At 67.8% G+C, this 19,169-nt stretch carries 17 protein-coding genes and 1 pseudogene; 9 read left to right on the top strand and 9 right to left on the bottom strand.

Going from position 1 to position 19,169, the window contains the following annotated elements; translation table 11 throughout:
• A pseudogene (locus tag HB681_RS38665) lies at positions 1 to 733 on the bottom strand (hypothetical protein); the annotation flags it as partial.
• A gap of 567 nt (positions 734 to 1,300) precedes the next feature.
• Here HB681_RS38665 and HB681_RS28795 point away from each other — a divergent pair.
• Together HB681_RS28795 and HB681_RS28800 are read left to right on the top strand one after the other, a co-directional pair.
• Entirely contained in the window at positions 1,301 to 2,686 is a 1,386-nt protein-coding gene (locus HB681_RS28795) for an acetate kinase (RefSeq protein WP_213958306.1), read from the top strand.
• A 38-nt stretch (positions 2,687 to 2,724) separates the two neighbouring features.
• Positions 2,725 to 4,152: a sigma-54 dependent transcriptional regulator gene (locus HB681_RS28800; RefSeq protein ID WP_213958307.1), complete on the top strand. Its 1,428-nt coding sequence runs from the start codon at positions 2,725 to 2,727 to the stop codon at positions 4,150 to 4,152.
• Positions 4,153 to 4,203: 51 nt separating this feature from the next.
• On the opposite strand, the gene HB681_RS28805 is transcribed toward HB681_RS28800, so the two are convergent.
• Positions 4,204 to 5,121 (bottom strand): SDR family oxidoreductase, encoded by a 918-nt coding sequence (locus HB681_RS28805; protein WP_213958308.1) that lies wholly within the window; start codon positions 5,119 to 5,121, stop codon positions 4,204 to 4,206.
• A gap of 138 nt (positions 5,122 to 5,259) precedes the next feature.
• Here HB681_RS28805 and HB681_RS28810 point away from each other — a divergent pair, with 138 nt between their 5' ends.
• Positions 5,260 to 5,619, top strand: coding sequence for an HPF/RaiA family ribosome-associated protein (locus HB681_RS28810; protein WP_213958309.1), 360 nt, complete (start codon positions 5,260 to 5,262; stop codon positions 5,617 to 5,619).
• Between the two features lie 52 nt (positions 5,620 to 5,671).
• Here HB681_RS28810 and HB681_RS28815 read toward each other — a convergent pair whose 3' ends face one another.
• The 3 genes from HB681_RS28815 to gshA all read right to left on the bottom strand — a co-directional run bounded on the left by HB681_RS28815 (position 5,672) and on the right by gshA (position 9,049).
• Positions 5,672 to 6,829: an alpha/beta hydrolase gene (locus HB681_RS28815; RefSeq protein WP_213958310.1), complete on the bottom strand. Its 1,158-nt coding sequence runs from the start codon at positions 6,827 to 6,829 to the stop codon at positions 5,672 to 5,674.
• Positions 6,830 to 6,864: 35 nt separating this feature from the next.
• On the bottom strand, positions 6,865 to 7,245 hold the full coding sequence (locus tag HB681_RS28820) for a response regulator (protein ID WP_213958311.1): 381 nt from the start codon (positions 7,243 to 7,245) through the stop codon (positions 6,865 to 6,867).
• Positions 7,246 to 7,495: 250 nt separating this feature from the next.
• Positions 7,496 to 9,049 carry a glutamate--cysteine ligase gene (gene gshA / locus HB681_RS28825; RefSeq protein ID WP_213958312.1) on the bottom strand — a complete coding sequence of 518 codons (1,554 nt, stop codon included), beginning with the start codon at positions 9,047 to 9,049 and terminating at the stop codon, positions 7,496 to 7,498.
• 204 nt (positions 9,050 to 9,253) lie between these two features.
• Here gshA and HB681_RS28830 point away from each other — a divergent pair, with 204 nt between their 5' ends.
• Complete coding sequence (locus HB681_RS28830) at positions 9,254 to 9,871, top strand: DUF938 domain-containing protein (protein ID WP_213958313.1); 618 nt, start codon at positions 9,254 to 9,256, stop codon at positions 9,869 to 9,871.
• A 75-nt stretch (positions 9,872 to 9,946) separates the two neighbouring features.
• Complete coding sequence (locus HB681_RS28835; RefSeq protein ID WP_213958314.1) at positions 9,947 to 11,527, top strand: S53 family peptidase; 1,581 nt, start codon at positions 9,947 to 9,949, stop codon at positions 11,525 to 11,527.
• Between the two features lie 13 nt (positions 11,528 to 11,540).
• On the opposite strand, the gene HB681_RS28840 is transcribed toward HB681_RS28835, so the two are convergent.
• Together HB681_RS28840 and HB681_RS28845 are read right to left on the bottom strand one after the other, a co-directional pair.
• Complete coding sequence (locus HB681_RS28840; protein ID WP_213958315.1) at positions 11,541 to 13,466, bottom strand: potassium transporter Kup; 1,926 nt, start codon at positions 13,464 to 13,466, stop codon at positions 11,541 to 11,543.
• A gap of 231 nt (positions 13,467 to 13,697) precedes the next feature.
• Positions 13,698 to 14,360, bottom strand: coding sequence for an alpha/beta hydrolase (locus HB681_RS28845; RefSeq protein WP_213958316.1), 663 nt, complete (start codon positions 14,358 to 14,360; stop codon positions 13,698 to 13,700).
• 62 nt (positions 14,361 to 14,422) lie between these two features.
• Between HB681_RS28845 and HB681_RS28850 the strand changes: the two genes are divergently transcribed.
• Positions 14,423 to 15,100: a glutathione S-transferase gene (locus HB681_RS28850; protein ID WP_213958317.1), complete on the top strand. Its 678-nt coding sequence runs from the start codon at positions 14,423 to 14,425 to the stop codon at positions 15,098 to 15,100.
• Here HB681_RS28850 and HB681_RS28855 read toward each other — a convergent pair.
• A complete protein-coding gene (locus HB681_RS28855) occupies positions 15,089 to 15,409 on the bottom strand; it encodes a hypothetical protein (protein ID WP_256735141.1) in 321 nt (106 codons plus the stop codon). The two genes, HB681_RS28850 and HB681_RS28855, sit on opposite strands and share 12 nt — an antisense overlap.
• A 175-nt stretch (positions 15,410 to 15,584) precedes the next feature.
• A complete protein-coding gene (locus HB681_RS28860; protein WP_213958318.1) occupies positions 15,585 to 16,367 on the bottom strand; it encodes a helix-turn-helix transcriptional regulator in 783 nt (260 codons plus the stop codon).
• A 98-nt stretch (positions 16,368 to 16,465) separates the two neighbouring features.
• Between HB681_RS28860 and HB681_RS28865 the strand changes: the two genes are divergently transcribed.
• The 3 genes from HB681_RS28865 (at position 16,466) to HB681_RS28875 (ending at position 19,163) form a co-directional block, all read left to right on the top strand.
• Positions 16,466 to 16,717 carry a hypothetical protein gene (locus tag HB681_RS28865; RefSeq protein WP_213958319.1) on the top strand — a complete coding sequence of 84 codons (252 nt, stop codon included), beginning with the start codon at positions 16,466 to 16,468 and terminating at the stop codon, positions 16,715 to 16,717.
• A 155-nt stretch (positions 16,718 to 16,872) separates the two neighbouring features.
• Positions 16,873 to 18,966, top strand: a complete 2,094-nt coding sequence (locus HB681_RS28870; RefSeq protein ID WP_213958320.1) for a prolyl oligopeptidase family serine peptidase — start codon at positions 16,873 to 16,875, stop codon at positions 18,964 to 18,966.
• A complete protein-coding gene (locus tag HB681_RS28875) occupies positions 18,963 to 19,163 on the top strand; it encodes a hypothetical protein (protein WP_256354524.1) in 201 nt (66 codons plus the stop codon). Before HB681_RS28870 ends, HB681_RS28875 begins: the two co-directional genes overlap by 4 nt.
• Positions 19,164 to 19,169: the final 6 nt, after the last annotated feature.

Genomic DNA, 19,169 nt, shown 5'->3' on the forward strand with positions numbered 1-19,169 from the left:
CCGACGGCTGGGCAGGTGGGGGGCCCCCCCCGCCCGCCCCCCCTTGGCCCCCCCCGGTCCCCCCCCCCCGCCCGCCGCTGCCCGTGGACGAACGGCCGGTATCGCCGCCGCCGCCGCCGCTGCCGGTGGACGAACGACCGGTGTTGCCACCATCGCCGCCGGTGCCGCCGTTCGCAGCCGCGGCTGCCCTGCCGCCATTTCCGGCCGTGGTCGTGGCATCGCCGCCCGACGCGCCGCCATTGGAACCGCCGCCTGAGCCCCTGCCACCATTGCCGGCGCTTGCGCTGCCATTGGTGTTGCTGCCATTGGAAGCGCTGCCATTGGTGGCGCTGCCGCCTCCGCCGCCGAGCGCGGCCTGGCCGGTTCCGCCTGTCGCACCGGTGCCGGTGCCAGAAGCCGTGCCGCCTCTACCCGTGCCGCCAGCGCCACCATACGCCTTGCCGCCATTGGCATTGCCTGAATTCGACGGGTTGTTGCCGATGCCATAGACCGTGTTGCCCGAAACCGCGCCCGTCAGCTCGCTGTAGCCCGTGATGTGCGAGGACGTGCTGTTGAACGCGTTGTCGAACGTACCGCTTGATCCGTTGTTCAGCGCGGCCGAGCGCGCCGCACTCGCCGTGTTGTCCCCGGAGGTGGCTTCCCCTCCCCTGTCTGCTGTCTGAGCCCCGCTATCCGCGTACGCGGCTCCGGTGAAGGCCAGCGCAAGTGCAGCGGCCAGTAAAGTCTTTTTCATACAGTCTCCAAAAGGTTGATGAAGAAAGGGCAGGACATGCGATCGACTTGCGCAACCGCAAATCGGAGGCGTCCTCTGCAACTTCGGTACCAACCCGCGAATCTGATCTTGTGAATCGCCTCGCTTTCATTGGAGAAAAGAGTTGGGCGACCCCTGCGCGCATACGCCTTCGAGTGAGCGGGACGACTGAAAACGAGGCTGCCGCGCGCGGGTTCTGTCACGCCACCTTGACGAATCGGGCTCGCTCTCGACCTCGTTGCAACAGCCTTGCCTCTCAACGGCTTACAAGCGCCATGTAAAGCCGCCGTCCGGAACCGTCACATCGACGTGACGCATGCGTGCCCAGCCTTCGCGTCGCACGGCCCGCCATCCCGCCTGAAAGCCAGTGCTGGCGCGATTTCCGCGGCGGAGCCGCCGTTTTTTGCGAGGTGCCACAAGCCCGTGACACCGGCCCATCCATTTCCAATTTTGTTTACCTTTGTTTGCAAATACTTCTTGCCACGATTTGAAGGAAACACTTACGCTCACGCCTGCTACCTCACACCTAGAAACACTTGAGGGGACAAGATGACGCCTTTACATCCGCACAAGCTGCGCGCACTGGTGGTGGTGTGTTCTTCCCTGGCATGCGCAGGGGCTTTCGCCCAGTCCGAATCGACCACGAACAGCCCGCCCAAGAGCGGCGCCAAGCCTCCCGCAAAAAGTACCAGGCCACCAGCCGCACGTGAAAGCGTCCTGCAACGCCAGGTCAACGCCCAGGGGCAGCAGATCGAGGCGCTGAAGAAGCAGGTGGCCGACCAGGATGCGCGCTACCGCGAACTGCAGGAGCGCCTCGACAAGGACGCCGCGCGTATCGCGAGCACGCCTGTCCGGCCGAGCGCCGCGGCGGCCTTCGGCGGCGCTGCCGTCGCCGACGGCGCCAGGCCCGCGCCGGCACCCACGGACGGCGGCGAGCGCCCGGTGCGTGTGGGCGTCGCGCCGGCCGCCACCCCCGAGCCGCAGGCGCCCGTGGCGCAGCTGTTCGACGAGCCCAGCGTGCTCACGCCGCGGGGCCACTTCGTGTTCGAACCCTCGCTGCAGTACGGCTACTCGTCCAGCAACCGGGTGGCGCTGGTCGGCTACACCGTGATCCCGGCGATCCTGATCGGGCTGATCGACGTGCGCGAGCAGAAGAGCAACACCTTCATCGGCGCGCTGACCGGCCGCTGGGGCGTAACCAGCCGCATGGAGCTGGAACTGAAGCTGCCATACGTCGCACGCTCCGATGCCACCGTGAGCCGCGAGGTCTTCACCGGCTCGGCGCAGGACAACGTCTTCAATACAAAGGGGAATGGCATCGGCGACGTGGAAGCGGCCATGCGCTACCAGCTGAACGCCGGCAAGGACGGCTGGCCCTACCTGGTCGGCGGGCTGCGCTTCAAGTCGCGCACGGGCAAGGACCCGTTCAGCGTCGTGACCGATTGCGTGACCCGTTGCGTGGGCAACACCACGGGCACCGGGCTGCCGACGGAACTGCCGACCGGCTCGGGCTTCTATTCATTGCAGCCCAGCCTGACCTGGCTGTTCCCGACCGACCCCGCGGTGTTCTTCGGCGGCATCAACTACACCTACAACTTCGGCCGCAACAACGTGAGCCGCACGGTGCTCAACGGCCAGACCGAGCAGCTCGGCGACGTCAAGCCGGGCAACGCCTGGGGCCTGAACCTGGGCATGGGCCTGGCGTTGAACGACCGCTCTTCCTTCAGCCTGGGCGTGGAGCTGTATTCCGTCGGCCCCACCCAGCAGAACGGCCAGACGGTCGCGGGCTCGGTGCGCACGCAGCTCGCTTCGCTGCTGCTGGGCTATTCCTACCGGATGAACGACCGCTCGACGATGAACTTGTCGGTCGGCGCCGGCCTCACGCGCGACACGCCGGACCTCACCCTGACCATGCGGGTGCCTTTCTCCTTCTGACCCCTTCTGACGGCTACAACGGCCACCGTGCCACCCTCATGCAACCGCAACACATCCTTTGCCTGAATCTCGAAGGCGACGCCGAAACCGCGGCGACGCAACTGACCGCGAACGGCTGGAGCGTCACGCAGGCGCGCGACGTCGGCTCGGCCGTGCGCATCCTGACGCACGGGAGCTTCCATGTCGGCCTGCTCATCGTCGGCGCCAAGCTGGGCGTGCCGGCCTCCGCCGTGGAGGCGCTGGTGGGCGCGTCGGACACCACGCAGTGGGTCGCGCTGTGCCAGCCCGAGGCGCTGGAGTCCGCCGAGTTCCGCGACCTGGTGCTCAACTGCTTCTTCGACGAACAGGTGCTGCCGGTGGACTGGGGCGACCTCTCGATGATGCTCGGCCATGCGCGCCAGCGCGGCATGCTCAAGCGCCGCCACCGGGCCGACGCGCGATCGGTCGATGCGCTCGGCATGGTGGGCCAGGGGGCCGACATGGCGCGCCTGCGCTCGGAAATCCGCAAGGTGGCGCAGACCGACGCGCCGGTGCTCATCGGCGGCGAAAGCGGCAGCGGCAAGGAACTGGCGGCGCGCGCCATCCACCAATGCTCGCAACGCGCGTCGGGGCCGTTCGTGGTGGTCAATTGCGGCGCCATCGCGCCGACGCTGATCCAGTCGGAACTGTTCGGGCATGAGCGTGGGGCCTTCACCGGCGCATCGGCGGAACGGCGCGGGCTGATCGAGGCGGCCAGCGGCGGCACGATCTTCCTCGACGAGATCGGCGACCTGCCGATCGAGCTGCAGACCAACCTGCTGCGCTTCCTGCAGGAGAAGACCATCAACCGCGTGGGCGCCGTGCGCAACCTGCACGTCGACGTGCGCGTGGTGGCTGCATCGCATGTGAACCTGGCCGAAGCGGTGGCCGTGGGCCAGTTCCGCGAGGACTTGTTCTATCGGCTCAACGTGCTGTCGATCGACGTGATGCCCTTGCGCCGGCGCATGGAGGACGTGCCGATCCTGGCCGAGCACTTCTTCCAGCGCTGCGCCGCCAAGACCCGCACCCATGCGCGCGGCTTCAGCCGGCAGTCGATGGAGGCCATGCAGGCCCACGCCTGGCCGGGCAACGTGCGCGAGCTGTTCAACCGCGTGCAGCGCGCCGTGGTGATGACCGACCGCCGCCTGATCGCGCCGGCCGACCTGGGCCTGTCGATGGCCGACAGCACCATCGGCATGGCGCTGAACACCGCGCGGATCACCGCCGAACGCGACGTGATCTGCCTCACGCTGAACCGCGTGGGCCGCAACATCACGCATGCGGCGCGCGAGCTGGGCGTCTCGCGCATGACGCTTTATCGCCTCATGGACAAGCACAGCATCGCGCTGGAGGCGGAACCCCGCCAGCAATCGGCGACGTGGGGCTCGGCGGCCAAGCCGATGCGGTCCAACGCGACGAGCGTGTCAGGGTTCGGGACGTCTACGTAGCAAGGAGCCGGCGTTGCCCGGCTCCCGCAGGTCTGCGGAGACCCGTCGGCCTCAAGCCAGGGCCTTCGCCGCAGCCATCGCCTTCCCGATCTCCACGGTGCCTTGCGCGGCGCCGCTCATCGGCACCTGCTCGCCGGCGCGGTCGGTCACCTCGGCAAGGCGGGCTAGGAGTTCCTCGGGTGCGTCGGGTGCGATGCCGATGTACGCACCCTGGGTCAGCGTGATGTGCGCCGCTTCGAACGAGCCGGCGCCGGCGCAGAGGATGGCGCGCGTCGGCGCATCCTGCGAGGCCAGCACCAGCATGGCGGGGACCACGCCTTCGGGCTTCAGGGCCTCAAGCACTTCGGCGGGCATCAGGTCCTCGGTCATGCGCGTGGCGGCCGTGGGCGCCAGGCAGTTGACGCGGATGTTGTTCTTCGCGCCTTCGATGCTCAGCGTCTGCATCAGGCCGACCAGCGCCATCTTGGCCGCGCCGTAGTTGCTCTGGCCGAAGTTGCCGTACAGGCCCGACGACGAAGTGGTCATCACGATGCGGCCGTACTTCTGTTCGTTCATCAGCGCCCAGACGGCCTTGGTGCAGTTCACCGCGCCCATCAGGTGGACGTCCATCACGAGCTTGAAGTCGGCCAGTTCCATCTTGGCAAAGCTCTTGTCGCGCAGGATGCCGGCGTTGTTGATGAGGATGTCGACGCGGCCCCAGGCGTCCACGGCCTGCTGCACCATGGCCTGCACGGCCTCGAAGTCGGTGACCGATGCGCCGTTGGCAATCGCTTCGCCGCCGGCGGCCCTGATCTCGTCGACCACGGCCTGCGCCGCGCTGACCGAGCCGCCCGAGCCGTCGCGGGCGCCGCCCAGATCGTTCACCACCACCTTGGCGCCGCGCGCCGCAAGGGCCAAAGCATGCTGCCGGCCCAGTCCGCCACCTGCGCCGGTGACGATGGCCACGCGGCCCTTGAATTCGATTGACATATTGCTCCTGTGAATGTGCGGGCAGTGCCCTTGCAAAAAGCATCGAATTTAAGGCACGTGGGAGCCGGAAGCCGTCACATCGGTTCATGATGAGGCAGGCAAACCGCCCGAAAGTGTTGAATTGGTCGAGGAGGCACCATGCAAATTCAAGTGAACGCCAGCAATGGCATCGAGAACAAGGATGCGCTGGAGCGCTGGGCAGACACGGAAATCAAGGGAATGCTGGCGCGATTCCTGGAAGAGGTCACGCGCGTCGAGGTGCACATGAGCGGCGAGACACCTGGCAAGAGCGGCGGCGGCGACAAGCGCTGCACGATGGAAGCACGGCTCGCGCATCACCAGCCGGTGGCGGCGACACACGATGCGCCAACGCAGGACGAGGCCTTCCGCGGTGCGCTGGCCAAGCTCAAGCGCCTGGTCGAGCACACGCTGGCCCGCATCGAAGGCCGCCGCGACCGCGATTCGATACGCAAGGACGTGGATATCGCGCCGGAGTGAAGCGGCGGTGCGGGCTCGACACAGGAGGCGCGCGTCCTCGCGGGGGACTTGATCAGCGCCTCAGTTGAGCCAGGAATTCGCCCAGGCGCTGGTTGACCGCCTCCGGCTGCTCCTGCTGCACCCAGTGGCCGGCGCCATTCACGAGGTGGACCGCGCGCAGGTCGGTGCAGGCCCTTCGCTTCATGGCCTCGAAGGCGCCCGGCACCTGGTGCACGCCCCAATCCTGGCGTCCGGCGATGAAACAGGCGGGCACGTCGATGGTCTTGCCCGCGAAGGTCTGCAACTCGGCCGCGAAGCGCGCAGACGTACCGCAGCGATACCACTGCAAGCCGCCCTGGAAGCCGTTGCGCGCGTACTCGGCGCTGTAGACCCGCAAGGCCTCGTCGGGCAGCCACCGGCAGGCGGAGATCGCCTCGGGCGAAGGCATCTCGGCGGCCACCGTGGCGGCCATGTCCAGGGCCATGTCCATCACGTAGTAGGTGGGCAGCGTGGCCAGCGCGTCGGCGTCGAGGCCGGGCAAGGAATGCGGCCGGTTGCCGGGCCAATCGGCGCTCTTGTGGTGGTAGTAGGCGCGCAGCAAATCGTGCACGCCTTGTATCGCGCCGTGCATATCGGCATTGGCCTCGGGCGTCGAGTAGTACCACTGGTAGTGCTTGCGCGGACGCGGCAGCGCGGCCAGGGCGGCGAGCACGTCAGCCATCGACGCACGGGCGGGTGTGGGATGTCCGACTGTGTCGAAGGGCAGCGCGGGCGGACCCGCGAAGGGCGCGCTCATCAAGACCACGGAGCGGAACACATCGGGCCGCAGCAACGCGCACCATGCCGCCACCGGCGAACCGAAATCATGGCCGACCACCGCCGCCACCTGTCGATGGCCGAGCGTGAACACCAGGCCGAGCACGTCACGCACGAGGTTGAGCATGCGAAAGGAGGCGAGATCGCCTTCGTCGTAGCGCGCATCCCATCCGGTGGTGCGGCCATAGCCGCGCTGGTCCGGCGCGATCACATGAAAGCCCAGCGCCGCCAGCGGCAGCATCTGGTGGCGCCAGCTGAAGGCCAGTTCCGGAAAGCCGTGCAGCAGCACGACCAGGGGTCGGCCGGGCTGCTCGAAGCCGGCTTCGAGCCAGTGCATCTGCAGGCCGTTGCCGTTGTCGGCGAAGCGGGAGCGCACGCCCTCGGGGAGCGGCAACGGGGACAGGTCCGTGGGCATGGGCTCGACTGTAGCGAGCCGCGCACACCGGGTCGTCAGTGCTGCTGGACGCGGCGCGACTCGAACCAGTCGACCAGCAATTCGAGTTCGGAGGACTTGTCGAAGAAGGCATCGACGCCGAGCGCCTGCGAACGCTCGCGCATCTCGGCCGTCGCGTAGTTGGTGAGCACGATCACCTGCTGGTTCTCGCTGCGGTCGCGGCAGGCCTTGATGACGCCGAAGCCGTTGCCCTGCAGCAGGAAAAGATCGACGATGGCCAGCTCCCAGTCATCCCGATGCGTGTGCAACCAGGCGACGGCTTCGTTTTCCGAAGCAGCACAGGCCACCACCTGGGCCTCGACCACGTCCTCGAGGAAACCCACGAGGTTTTCCCTGATGAGCGAACTGTCTTCCACGAGATATGTCTTGCAAGCCATGTGCTCACACTGCGCGTCCGCGATGGAGACGTCGGTGAGCGATGCGGTTCAAAGTGGGTAGGCGCTCGCCTACCAAGGCAGGCAGGTGCCTGCCTCTGACTACTCCCTCTCCCCTCGGGGAGAGGGTCGGGGTGAGGGCAAGCCCGGGTGGAAAGCGGCAGGCGACTGTTGCGGCGCGGACCCTCACCCCAGCCCTCTCCCCAAGGGGAGACGGAGTGAACGGCTGGGCCCCGCGACGGGGCCCAGAATCTCAAGCGGCTACAGCCGCCCGACTCCGTATCCCCAAGCGCGCCGGGGAAACATACTGCTCGCGATAAATCTCGAACGGCATCGTGTCCGCCGCCTCGATCGACGCCTGTGCATCGAGCGAGTCCTGCGTCATCTGCTCGAAATGCGCGAGCTGGTGCGGCTCGAGCGGCTGCGCCAGGATGGCCTGGCGCGTCCGCTCCGACTGGGCACGCACGAAGCCGATGAAGGAGTTGTCATGGGCACTGGCCATCGCCGCCAGCACCCGCGCTGACGGCAGGCCGTCCGGATTCTGGAGCCCGGCCGAAGCAGCGGCCAGGGCATCGGCATAGTCATGGCCGCCATGCGCCGCATCCAGCGCAGCGGCGATCGGCGCGAACTCCTCGACCAGCTTCGCGCCCCAGTCGGCAAGCGGCACATCGGCCCCCGCTTGCCGCAATTTCAGTCCGGGCTCGCGGCCGCGCGCGGCGGTCAGGTGCTGGTTGTGCGCCAGCTCGGCGATTTCCTGCGGCGTGTCGTCGGGGCTGTCGCTGAGCAGGCAGTGCAGCAGGAACACGTCGATGAAGCGCATGGTCTGCGCCGAGATGCCGACCGGCTCGAAGGGGTCGAGGTCCATCAGCCGCACCTCGACGTACTCGACGCCGCGCTCGCGCAGCGCATGCAGCGGGCGCTCGCCCGAATAGATCACGCGCTTGGGCCGGATGGTGCCGTAGAACTCGTTCTCGATCTGCAGCAGGCTGGTGGCGAGCTGGTTGTAGTCGCCGCCGAGGTTCTGGATGCCGATGGCCTCGTAGGCCGGCCAGGGCCTGGTCAGCGCCTCCTGCAGCGAGGCCCCATAGCCGTCCAGGCTGTTGTAGCTCACGGCCAGCGAAGCCTGCGCCTCGCTCTGGTAGCCGAGCCGTCCCATGCGCAGCGAGGTGCCATGGGGCATGTACATCGTGCCGCCATCGCCCAGCGGCTGCAGTTCGTGCGGACGGCCGGCCACGAAGGTGGCGCACAGGGCCGGCGATGCGCCGAACAGGTACAGCAGCAGAAAGGCATGCCGGCGGAAATTGCGGATCAGCGCGAAGTACTGTTCGCTCGACACCTCGGGCAGCGACCAGTTGTAGTGGATGCCCGAGATGGTCTGCATGCGCCGGCCATAGCGGTGGCTCAGGCCCATGCGATAGACGCTCTTGGCGCGGCCGACATTGGACGAGCCGTAGAGACCGATCGGAATGGTCTCGTCGGTCGGCAGGCCGCAGGGCATGCTCGACACCCACAGGCGCTCGTCGCCATGCTCGGCCAGCACGCGGTAAGTAAATTGATGTACTTGGAGGAGCTCGTCGAGGGCCGCCTCGGGCCTGGCGTGCACGCCGGTGATCAGTTCGAGCTGGGACTCGCTGAAGTCGGTGGTGATGTGCGGATGCGTGAGCGCCGAGCCCAGCGCCAACGGATGGGGCGTGAGCGCGAGCTTGCCATCGGGCTGGGCCCGCAGACTCTCTTTCTCGATACCGCGCCGGATTCCCTTCAGCCGCGCGGGCGAGAGCGCATTCAACCGCTCCGTCAATTTGCTCATAGGTTCTTGTCCAACTCGGTTCTTTTGTGGGGCTGGAAGGTAGCACGGGCCGGCAACGCCCGCTGGCGTGCGCTTGATGGCCGGATGCTGGCTCGGGAAACCGATCCACGTCATCCTGTTTTACCAGCAGATGGGGGATGCGCCAGATGGACGCGGGCGGCTATTTTCGCATTGAAACGAGGCATCGCAGGTACAGTGCCCGGCATGCCCAGCCCACGCACCTGCAGCCCCGCCGCCGAACGCAATGGCCCGCCCATTCTCGACGTGCTGCGGCGGCTGTTGCCCGCCCAGGCCCGCGTGCTCGAAATCGCGAGCGGCACCGGCCAGCATGCGGCTTTCTTCGCGACGGCGATGCCGGACTGGAAGTGGCAGCCGAGCGATGGCGACGCGCAGTCTGTCGGCTCGATCGACGCCTGGCGCACGGATGCGGCCAACGTACTGCCGCCAGTCGTGCTCGACGTGATGGCCCGCGACTGGCCGGTGCGCGGCCCTTTCGATGCGGTGTTCTGCGCGAACATGCTGCACATCTCGCCCTGGGCCAGCTGCGCGGCGTTGATGCGCGGCGCGGCACGCGTGCTGGCGCCGGGCGGCCTGCTGGTCACTTACGGGCCGTACTTGCAGGACGACGTGGAGACGGCGCCGGGCAACATTGACTTCGACGCCAGCCTGCGCGCACGCAATCCCGCCTGGGGCATACGGCGCGTCGAGGACGTGGCGCAAGAGGCTGCGGCCATGGGGCTGCGCCTGGTGCAACGCACGCCGATGCCGGCGAACAACCTCATCCTGGCCTTCGCCCACGCCTCCATTCCCCAGAGGAGATAGGCAAGCCATCCGTCAGCCAAGGGTCAGACCCGTAAGCGCACACTCCGCGCCCCTCTGACCCACAAGGAGATCGAGATGGCCACTGGCACCGCACGCGTCCCCGTACCCGGCAGCGACAAGAAGGCCGTTGCCGGCGCCCAGTCCACCGGGCTTGTTCCAGACGACGAGCGCATCGACGTCACGGTGCGCATCCGCCCCCGGACCGCGATCCAGAGCCTGGCGCAGGGATCGGTCCAGGCCGATGCCCTGCCCTCGCAACGCAGCTACCTGAGCCGGGAGGAGTACAGCGCGAGCCACGGCGCTGATCCGGCGGACATCGCCAAGGTGGAGGCCTTCGCCAAGGCGCACGGCCTGAGCGTGGTGGAAGCCAACGTCGAGCGCCGCAGCGTCGTGCTCTCGGGCGATGCCAGGTCGATGTCGGCAGCCTTCGGCGTCGCGCTGCACGCCATGGAGCACGAAGGTGGCACTTACCGCGGCCGCACCGGCAGCATCTCCGTGCCGGCGGACCTGGCGGACGTGGTGGTCGGCGTGTTCGGGCTCGACGACCGCCCGCAGGCCGACCCGCACTTCCAGCACAAGGCGCTGGGCCGCGCGTTCACGCCGCGTGCCGGTTCGGCCTCCTTCACGCCACCGGCGCTGGCCAGGCTCTACAACTTTCCAACCGGCCTGGACGGTTCGGGCGAATGCATCGGCATCATCGAACTGGGCGGCGGCTTCCGGCCGGCCGACATCAAGGCCTACTTCGGCGGACTGGGCCTGCCCGTGCCCACCGTCAAGGCGGTGCTGGTCGACGGCGCGCACAACCATCCGACCAATGCCAACGGGGCCGACGGCGAAGTGATGCTCGACATCGAAGTGGCTGCGGCCGTGGCGCCCAAGGCGAAGATCGCGGTCTACTTCGCGCCCAACACCAACCAGGGCTTCCTCGACGCCATCACCCACGCGGTCCACGACAAGGTGAACAAGCCCTCGGTCATCTCGATCAGCTGGGGCTCGGCCGAGTCCAACTGGACGGCCCAGGCCATGACGCAGTTCGACCAGGCCTTCCAGGCCGCCGCGGCGATGGGCGTGACGGTCTGCTGCGCGGCCGGCGACAACGGCTCGGGCGACGGCGTGGGCGATGGCGCCGCGCATGTCGACTTCCCCGCGTCCAGCCCGTTCGCGCTGGGATGCGGCGGCACCCGCCTCACGGCGACGGCCGGCAGGATCACCGCCGAGGTGGTGTGGAACGAAGGCACCGACAGTTCCACCGGCGGCGGCGTGAGCACGACCTTTGCGCGGCCCGCCTACCAGGCCAATGCCCATGTGCCGGCGGCCCCGAACAGGTTCGTCGGGCGCGGCGTGCCCGACGTAGCCGGCGATGCGGACCCGGCCAGCGGCTACGAAGTGCGGGTGGACGGCCAGAACATGGTGATCGGCGGCACCAGCGCGGTGGCGCCGCTGTGGGCCGGCCTGATTGCGCTGATGAACCAGAAGATCGGGAAGCCGGTGGGCTTCCTGAATCCGTTGATCTACGGCCAGTTGGCCGGCAAGGGCCTGTTCAAGGACATCACCGTCGGCAACAACGGCGCCTACAACGCCGCTGCCGGATGGGACGCCTGCACGGGCTGGGGTTCGCCGAATGGCGCGAAGCTGCTGAAGGCGCTCGGCGGGTAGTCAGGCCGGGCAGTCAGATCTCGACCCGCGTGCCTAGCTCGATCACACGGTTGGCCGGCAGCTTGAGGTAGTCGGCCGCATTGCCGATGTTGTGCGCCATGGTCGCGAACAGCTTCTCGCGCCATATCGGCATGCCGGCGCCGAGCGTGGGCACCACGGTCGCGCGGCTGAGGAAGTACGAGCTGCGCGCAGGGTCGAGCAACACACCCTGGGCGGTGCAGCCCTGCAAGGCGAGCGGCACGTCGACCTCGTCCTTGAAGCCGTAGCTGACCGTGACCTGGTAGCACTCGGGCGCGAGCATGCTGACCGTGACGCGCTCGGTGTCGGGCACGCTCGGAATCTCCTGGATGGCCACCGTCACGAACAGCACGCGGCCATGCAGCACCGCGTTGTGCTCGAGGTTGTTCAGCAGGGCATGCGGCACCACGTTCGGGTCGATCGACATGAAGATGGCAGTGCCGGCGACGCGCACCGGTTGTTGCGCGAGCAGCGAGTCCATGAAGGGCTTGAGCGGGGTCGCTCCGGCGCGGGCGCGCGCCTCGTCCAGCATCATCTGGCGACCGCGGCCCCAGGTCGCCATGACGGTGAAGATGAGCAGGCCGATGAGCAGCGGGAACCAGCCGCCCTCCACGATCTTCAGCAGGTTGGCGGCGAAGAAGGTCAGGTCGATGACGAAGAAGAAGCCGGTGGCCAGCACGCACAGCAACCAGTTGTAGTGCCATGCGTAGCGGATCACATAGAAGGTCAGGCAGGTGGTGATCAGCATGGTGCCGGTCACCGCGATGCCGTAGGCCGCGCCGAGGTTGGTGGACGAGCCGAAGCCGATCACGGCGGCGATGACGGAGGCCAGCAGCATCCAGTTGATCGCCGGCACGTAGATCTGCCCGATCTGCTCGTCGGAGGTGTGCTTCACGGCCATGCGCGGCAGGAAGCCCAGTTGCACCGCCTGCTTGGTCATCGAGTAGGCGCCCGAGATCACGGCTTGCGAGGCGATCACCGTCGCCACGGTCGCGAGCACGACCATCGGCACCAGCGCCCAGGGCGGGAACATGTGGAAGAACGGGTTGTCGAGCGCCGCGGGGTCACGGATGAGCAAGGCGCCCTGCCCCAGGTAGTTCAGCGCCAGCGCCGGGAACACCAGCACGAACCACGAGAGACGGATCGGCGGCGCGCCGAAATGCCCCATGTCCGCATAGAGCGCCTCGGCGCCGGTCAGCGCCAGCACCACCGAGCCGAGCGCGACGAAGGCCAGCCAGCCATGGTGCGCACAGAAGGCCAGGGCCTGGAGCGGATTGAGCGCCGCGAGGATCGCCGGCGTCGCCATCGTGTGCATGAGCCCGGTCAGTGCCAGCACCAGGAACCACGCCACCATCACCGGGCCGAACACAGCGCCGATGCCGGCCGTGCCCCACTTCTGCGCCACGAACAGTCCGACCAGCACGGCGAGCGTGATCGGTATCACGTAGGGCGCGAGCCGGGGCGCTGCGATCTCGAGCCCCTCGACCGCGCTCAGCACCGAGATGGCGGGCGTGATGACGCCGTCGCCATAGAACAGCGCCGCGCCGAAGACGCCGAGCAGCAGCAGGCCGTGCCGCAGTCGCGGGCGGTCCGCCACCGACGAGGAGGCCAGCGCCAGCAGGGCCATGATGCCGCCTTCGCCGTGGTTGTTGGCCCGCATGATCAGCACCACGTACTTCAGCGACACCACCAGCATCAGCGACCAGAAGATCAGGGAGATCACGCCGAACAGGTTGGCCTGGTCCAGCGTCAGCCCGTTGGCCGGGTCGAACACCGTCTTCATCGTGTAGAGCGGACTGGTGCCGATGTCGCCGAAGACCACGCCGATGGCGGCCAGCGCGAGCCCGGGCAGCGCTGCCCGGTTCTGCCCTCCGTGCGCGGAGATGGGTCCGGACTTGGGGGTGCCTGCGGATACCGTCATGTCTCGCCTCTTTGGAATGGAAGTCGCCAGGGCCGCGTCGCCGTTGGCAGTATGGCCCTGTCAACCTGACCGTGGGCCACTTCCGGCGATGGCGCTCGCCGCGACGGCCGGCGACGGTCTAAGTGCCGTGCGTGCGCCTGCGCTCGCTCGAGGACTTCGTGCCAGAGACGCGGGGGCTCAACATCAGCATGGGCGTGGTTGCCGGACGACGGGCAAGCGCGCCGATGCCGTTCAAGCCAGAACCTTCCGGAGCCAGGCGCCGAGGTCCGCAATCTCCTCCAGGCACACCGAATGCTCCATCGGGTATTCATGCCACTCGATCCCATAGCCCAACGCCGTGAGCGCATCGCGCGAGGCGGTGGCGCGCTCGATCTGCACCACGCCATCGCGCTGCCCGTGCGCCATGAAGATCGGCACGTCGCGGTTCATGACGGTGGCCTCGGCGGCCGTCGTGGCAGCCAGCGGCAGGTAGCCTGAGAGCGCGACGATGCCCGCCAGCCTCTCCGCATGCCGCAAGCCCGTGAGGAGCGCCATCGCGCAACCCTGCGAGAAGCCCGCGATCACGATGCGGCTGGCCGGGATGCCGCGCGTCTTTTCCTTCGCGATCAGGGCCTCGATGCTGGCCATCGAGCGGCGCAGGCCTGCCTCATCCTCGCCCTTGTCGCCGATCGGCCCGTAGATGTCGTACCAGGCTGGCATCGGGTAGCCGTTGTTGATGGTGACCGGCATCACCGGCGCGTTGGGAAACACGAAGCGGATCGGGCCGATGCCGCCGAGCTCCAGTTCGTTGCAGATCGGCACGAAGTCATTGCCGTCGGCGCCGAGGCCGTGCATGAGGATGACGGACGCCGTGGGCTTCGGGCCGGTTTCGATTTCGATGGGGGCGAGTGACATGGTGTTCAGGGTTGGAGGGGTTGGGCCGGTGTGGCGTGGCGCCGATTTTGTAGCATCGGCGAATGCCCAGCGCGAACGCCTTGCCCATCCTCTATTCGTTCCGCCGATGCCCCTATGCGATGCGTGCCCGCTTTGCGCTGGCGACCAGCGGCCAGCCATGCGAGCTGCGCGAAGTCGTGCTGCGCGACAAGCCGGCCGAACTGCTGGCGGCATCCCCCAAGGGCACGGTGCCGGTGCTGGTCGACACGGACGGCACGGTGATCGAACAAAGCCTGGACATCATGCTGTGGACTTTGAACCGGCACGATCCCGCACGCTGGCTGCAACCCGAGCGCGGCACTGCAGACGACATGCTGGCGCTCATTGCCCGATGCGACGGCGACTTCAAGCAGCAACTGGATCGCTACAAGTATCCGAACCGGTATGAACGCGCCGACGCGGCCCTTCATCGCTCGAATGGCGCGCGCTTCCTGGAAGAACTCGACGCGAAGCTGCGCGATGCGAGCCATCTGTTCGGGCAGCGACCCGCGCTGGTGGACTACGCCATCGCACCCTTCGTGCGGCAGTTTGCGCAGACCGACGTGGCGTGGTTCGACGCGCAACCCTGGCCCGCCTTGCAGGCCTGGTTGCGCGCACTCGCAGGGTCCGCGCTGTGGACAGCGGCCACGCAGAAGTACCCGGCGTGGAAGACCGGCCAGGCCGGCGTCACGTTTCCGGAACAGGTCGCCTCAAGGCTTTGATGCGAGGTCGCGGCAGCGCTGGAGATTGGCGTCGAACTTCGGCGCCAGGCCGGGTTCGCACTCGCTGGCCTTGGGCATCACGCGGCAGAGCCCGACGATGACGAAGTCGTTCACGGCATCAGTGCACGTCGCGTACTGCGCCAGCGCGGGGTTGGCGGTCGTCTTGAAACCCCAGGCCTCCGAAAACGCCATGATGCGGCCCATCGCCTGCTCGAAGTAGTCGCGGTCGCGTTCCTTGACGGCCACTTCCATCTGCGGCAACTCGGCGTTCAGGAAGCGCATGGTTGCGCCCGGGAAGTCGGAAGGCACCGGTTGGGCCTGCGCCGCGACGCAGAGTACCGCTCCGAATGCCAAGGTGGCTACTGCGCGTGCTGCGATCTGAATAAAAGATGTCTTGCGTCGAAGTGGCATACGGTGCATCGGTTCTCTCAAATCATTTCCTGCGCGGATTGTCCAACATGCGCCGATTGACTCGCGCGCCGGTTCAGGAACGCACCGCGAACTGCGAGGGTGTGGCGCCGAACAGCCGCTTGAACGCCGCGATGAAGGTGCTGACGCTCTCATACCCCAGCGACCAGGCCACCTGGTTCACCGGCATGCCGCCCGCCAGTTGTTCCAGCGCCTGCACCATGCGCGCGAGCTGGCGCCATTGCACGAAGGGCATGCCGGTTTCCTTCGCGAAATTGCGGCTCAGCGACCGGCCGCTCAGGCCTGCCCAGCGTGCCCACTCGTCCAGGCTTCGCTTGTCGCCCGGCTCGCTCGCCAGCGCTCGTGCGATGCGGACCAGCCGACGCTCCTGGGGAAACGGCAATTGCAGTGGTTGGGCGAGTGCCACCGCCAGTTCATCGAGCAGCACCTCGAGCAGGCGCTGCTGCGGCGGCTGCAAGGCGCCCTCGTCCCACTGCGATGCCCGCTCCATGATGGGTGCCACCAACGCCGAGCAAGCCAGCACGCATGGCTCGGCAGGCAAGGTAGCGCAGTCGCCCGGCGCAAGATAGGCGCTCCAGCCTTCCACGGTGCCATGCAACTGCGCGGCGTGCAGGAAGCCCGGCGGGATCCACCCGATTCGGCCCGGTGGCATGACCCAACGGCCGGCGGCCGTGTCGATCGTCATCAGTCCAGCGTTCAAGGCGCCGAGTTGTCCACGCGCGTGACGATGCGGTTCGGATTCACGCCGCTCTCCGGCCTCCATGCGCAACACGATCAGGCGCGCGCCATCCGACCGGTCGATGGCATTGCGCAGGATGGAATTGACCGATGAACTCAACTTGGCGTCAAAAGAGAATGCAGTGGCATCGTAACGATACAGCGCCAACGGCGTGCAGCCGCACACTGCAGTCTTTACCCTTCAAAGGAACCAGGATCATGAAAGCAGAAGAGTTGTTGCCGGATGCGGTGAACGCGATGCAGTTCGGTGGCGTCACCGTGCGCAAAGGTTCGGTGGGTGCATTCATTGCCAATGCGCGGCTGTTGGCGGCGAGCGATGCGACGGCCGAGGCGCGCGCGCTCGCGCAGTCGGACCTGCTGGCGCTGGTGCCGGCTTTGCGTGCGATCGGCTTGTTCGAGGTGCTTGAAGTGCGCGACCCCTGGTTGCGAGAGCTGGTGGAAGCTGGGTGACCTTTCGGCCAGCGCGACCTCCGCCTGATCGCGGAGGGGCACGACGTTGCGATGGCCGACCCCGGCGAGGCGCGCTTGCTGTGTCTCTGCGATCGGCCGGTTCCTCGGTCAAGGCCGAACGTTGCGACGAAGCGGGTTGCCCTTAAGCTCGCCGGATGCCCGCGCCATCCGACCTCGCCAAGTTGCCCACCCTCCAGTCCCCTGACGACGACCCGCACCTCTGGCTCGAAGACGTCGACGCGCCTGCTGCCGTCCAGTGGGCCGATGCGCAATCCGGCCGCACCTTGGCCGCGTTCGGCGACGATCGATTCGCGCAGGACCGCGATGCGCTGCAGGCCATCTACGACCGCGACGACAACCTGCCGATGATCACGCGACGCGGGCCGCTGCTGTTCAACTTCTGGAAAGACGCGGCAAATCCACGCGGCATCTGGCGCACCACGACGATGGCGCGCTTCAGGGCCGGCCAGCCTGAATGGGACGTGTTGCTCGACCTCGACGCGCTGGCCGCGGCCGAAGGCGAGGACTGGGTCTGGGGCGGCGCCAGCACCCTGCCCCGCACGCACGACCTCGCGATGCTGCGCCTGTCGCGCGGCGGCGGTGATGCCGTCGTACTGCGCGAGTTCGACATGGCCTCGCGCAGCTTCGTCACGGGCAGCGATGCCTTCACGCTGCCCTCCTCGAAGGCCGGCGTCGAATGGCTGGACCGCGACACCTTGCTGCTGCTGTCCGCGCTCGGCGACGACAACGCCACGCAGTCAGGCTACGGCCGCAAGGTGTGGCGCTGGCGGCGCGGGGCCGACCCGCTGCGGTCCCCGTTGCTCTTCGAGGTTCCGGCCACGCACATGTCCGCGGGCATGCAGGCGGGCCAAACCGGCGAGCGCGAATGCGTCTGGTATTTCGCGCGGCCCGACTATCGCAAGCTGGTGCTGTGGATGGGCGACCGCCAAGGCCCGAAGACCCTCATCGACATCCCGGCCGACGCCATCCCCGAGATCTACGAGGACTGGATGGTGCTGCGCCTGCGCAGCGACTGGGCCCTCGGTGGCACCACGTGGCGCGAAGGCAGCGTGCTCGGCATCAGCCTCGCCGCGTACATCGGCGGCAGCCGCGCCATGGACTTGCTGTTCGAGCCCTCGGACCGGCGCGCGGTGCAGGGTTTTTCATGGACGGGTGGACAACTGCTGCTGTCGATCCTCGACAACCTGAACCCCGTCTTCCAGCGCTGGACACCGTCGGCGCAAGGCTGGACCTGCACCACGGTCACCGGCCTGCCAGAAGGCGGCACCGCCTACCTCTGGCCGCTCGATGCCTGCGAGGAAGAATCGAACGGCGATGCGCTCGCGATGTGCCTCGGCCCGCTCACGCCCGAGTCGCTCTATCTGCTGCCCGCCGATGCCGGCAGCGCGCAACTGTTGCAACGAGCACCCGAACGCTTCGACGCACGCGGACTGGTCACGACGCGGCACGAGGCCATCTCGACCGACGGCGTCGCCGTCCCCTACACGATGACCGGCCCGGCCGACGCCACGCTGCATGAAGCCGGCCGCGCGCCGGTGCACCTCTACGGGTACGGCGGCTTCGGCGTCTCGGTGCTGCCGGGCTACAACGCGTCGATCGGCAAGCTCTGGCTGGAGCGCGGCGGCGTGTCGGTGGTGGCGCAGATCCGGGGCGGCGGCGAGTTCGGCCCGGCCTGGGAAGATGCCGGCCGGCGCGAAGGCAAGCGCCAGTCGCACGATGACTTCGCCGCCGTCGCCGCCGACCTGGTGCGGCGCGGGGTGACGGTGCCCAGGCGCATCGCGGCAGAGGGCGGCTCCAACGGCGGCCTGCTCATCACCAACATGCTGACGCGCTACCCCGAGCGCTTTGGCGCGCTGTTCTGCACCATCCCGCTGGTCGATATGCGGCGCTACAACAAGCTGTTGGCAGGCGCGAGCTGGATGGCCGAATACGGCAACCCGGACGTCCCCGGGGATTGGGCTTTCCTGCAGCACCTGTCGGCCTACCACTGCGCGGAGCCGGGCCACGGCTACCCGCCGATCCTGCTGGCCAGCAACCGGCGCGATGATCGCGTGCATCCGGGCCACGCGCGCAAGATGGCCGCCAAGCTGCAGGCCATGCTGCAACCCGCGTGGCTGCTCGAACTGGATGCCGGCGGCCATGCCTACGGCAAGAACAATGCCGAGCGCGCCACCTTCACGGCGCTCGGATACGCCTTCCTGCGGAGATCGATCGAATGGCAATCATGAAAGACAACGCCCACCTGCTGCCTCGCGGCATCGCCTGCATCGTGATCGGCCTGGCGATCCTGCTGGCGCCGGGCTTCCTGCAGTCGCAGGCCTATCGCGAGATGTTCGCCGGCGCCTACGTGGTCGGGTGGTTCGCCATCGTGCTCGGCGTGGCGCTGATCGTGGTGGGACTGGTCAAGCGCGGCAAGGGGCGGTGAAGGCAG

Origin of the sequence: Variovorax sp. dw_954 (assembly GCF_018449755.1) — a bacterium.
In the GTDB taxonomy this organism is placed as follows: domain Bacteria; phylum Pseudomonadota; class Gammaproteobacteria; order Burkholderiales; family Burkholderiaceae_C; genus Variovorax.

Bases quoted from the DNA above. Each gene is read 5' to 3' on its own strand.
- HB681_RS28835 (WP_213958314.1), top strand. From the start codon at position 9,947: ATGGCCACTGGCACCGCACGCGTCCCCGTACCCGGCAGCGACAAGAAG.
- HB681_RS28810 (WP_213958309.1), top strand. From the start codon at position 5,260: ATGCAAATTCAAGTGAACGCCAGCAATGGCATCGAGAACAAGGATGCG.
- HB681_RS28840 (WP_213958315.1), bottom strand. From the start codon at position 13,466: ATGACGGTATCCGCAGGCACCCCCAAGTCCGGACCCATCTCCGCGCAC.
- HB681_RS28795 (WP_213958306.1), top strand. From the start codon at position 1,301: ATGACGCCTTTACATCCGCACAAGCTGCGCGCACTGGTGGTGGTGTGT.
- HB681_RS28815 (WP_213958310.1), bottom strand. From the start codon at position 6,829: ATGCCCACGGACCTGTCCCCGTTGCCGCTCCCCGAGGGCGTGCGCTCC.
- HB681_RS28820 (WP_213958311.1), bottom strand. From the start codon at position 7,245: ATGGCTTGCAAGACATATCTCGTGGAAGACAGTTCGCTCATCAGGGAA.
- HB681_RS28875 (WP_256354524.1), top strand. From the start codon at position 18,963: ATGAAAGACAACGCCCACCTGCTGCCTCGCGGCATCGCCTGCATCGTG.
- HB681_RS28845 (WP_213958316.1), bottom strand. From the start codon at position 14,360: ATGTCACTCGCCCCCATCGAAATCGAAACCGGCCCGAAGCCCACGGCG.
- HB681_RS28870 (WP_213958320.1), top strand. From the start codon at position 16,873: ATGCCCGCGCCATCCGACCTCGCCAAGTTGCCCACCCTCCAGTCCCCT.
- HB681_RS28800 (WP_213958307.1), top strand. From the start codon at position 2,725: ATGCAACCGCAACACATCCTTTGCCTGAATCTCGAAGGCGACGCCGAA.
- HB681_RS28805 (WP_213958308.1), bottom strand. From the start codon at position 5,121: ATGTCAATCGAATTCAAGGGCCGCGTGGCCATCGTCACCGGCGCAGGT.
- HB681_RS28865 (WP_213958319.1), top strand. From the start codon at position 16,466: ATGAAAGCAGAAGAGTTGTTGCCGGATGCGGTGAACGCGATGCAGTTC.
- HB681_RS28850 (WP_213958317.1), top strand. From the start codon at position 14,423: ATGCCCAGCGCGAACGCCTTGCCCATCCTCTATTCGTTCCGCCGATGC.
- HB681_RS28830 (WP_213958313.1), top strand. From the start codon at position 9,254: ATGCCCAGCCCACGCACCTGCAGCCCCGCCGCCGAACGCAATGGCCCG.
- gshA (WP_213958312.1), bottom strand. From the start codon at position 9,049: ATGAGCAAATTGACGGAGCGGTTGAATGCGCTCTCGCCCGCGCGGCTG.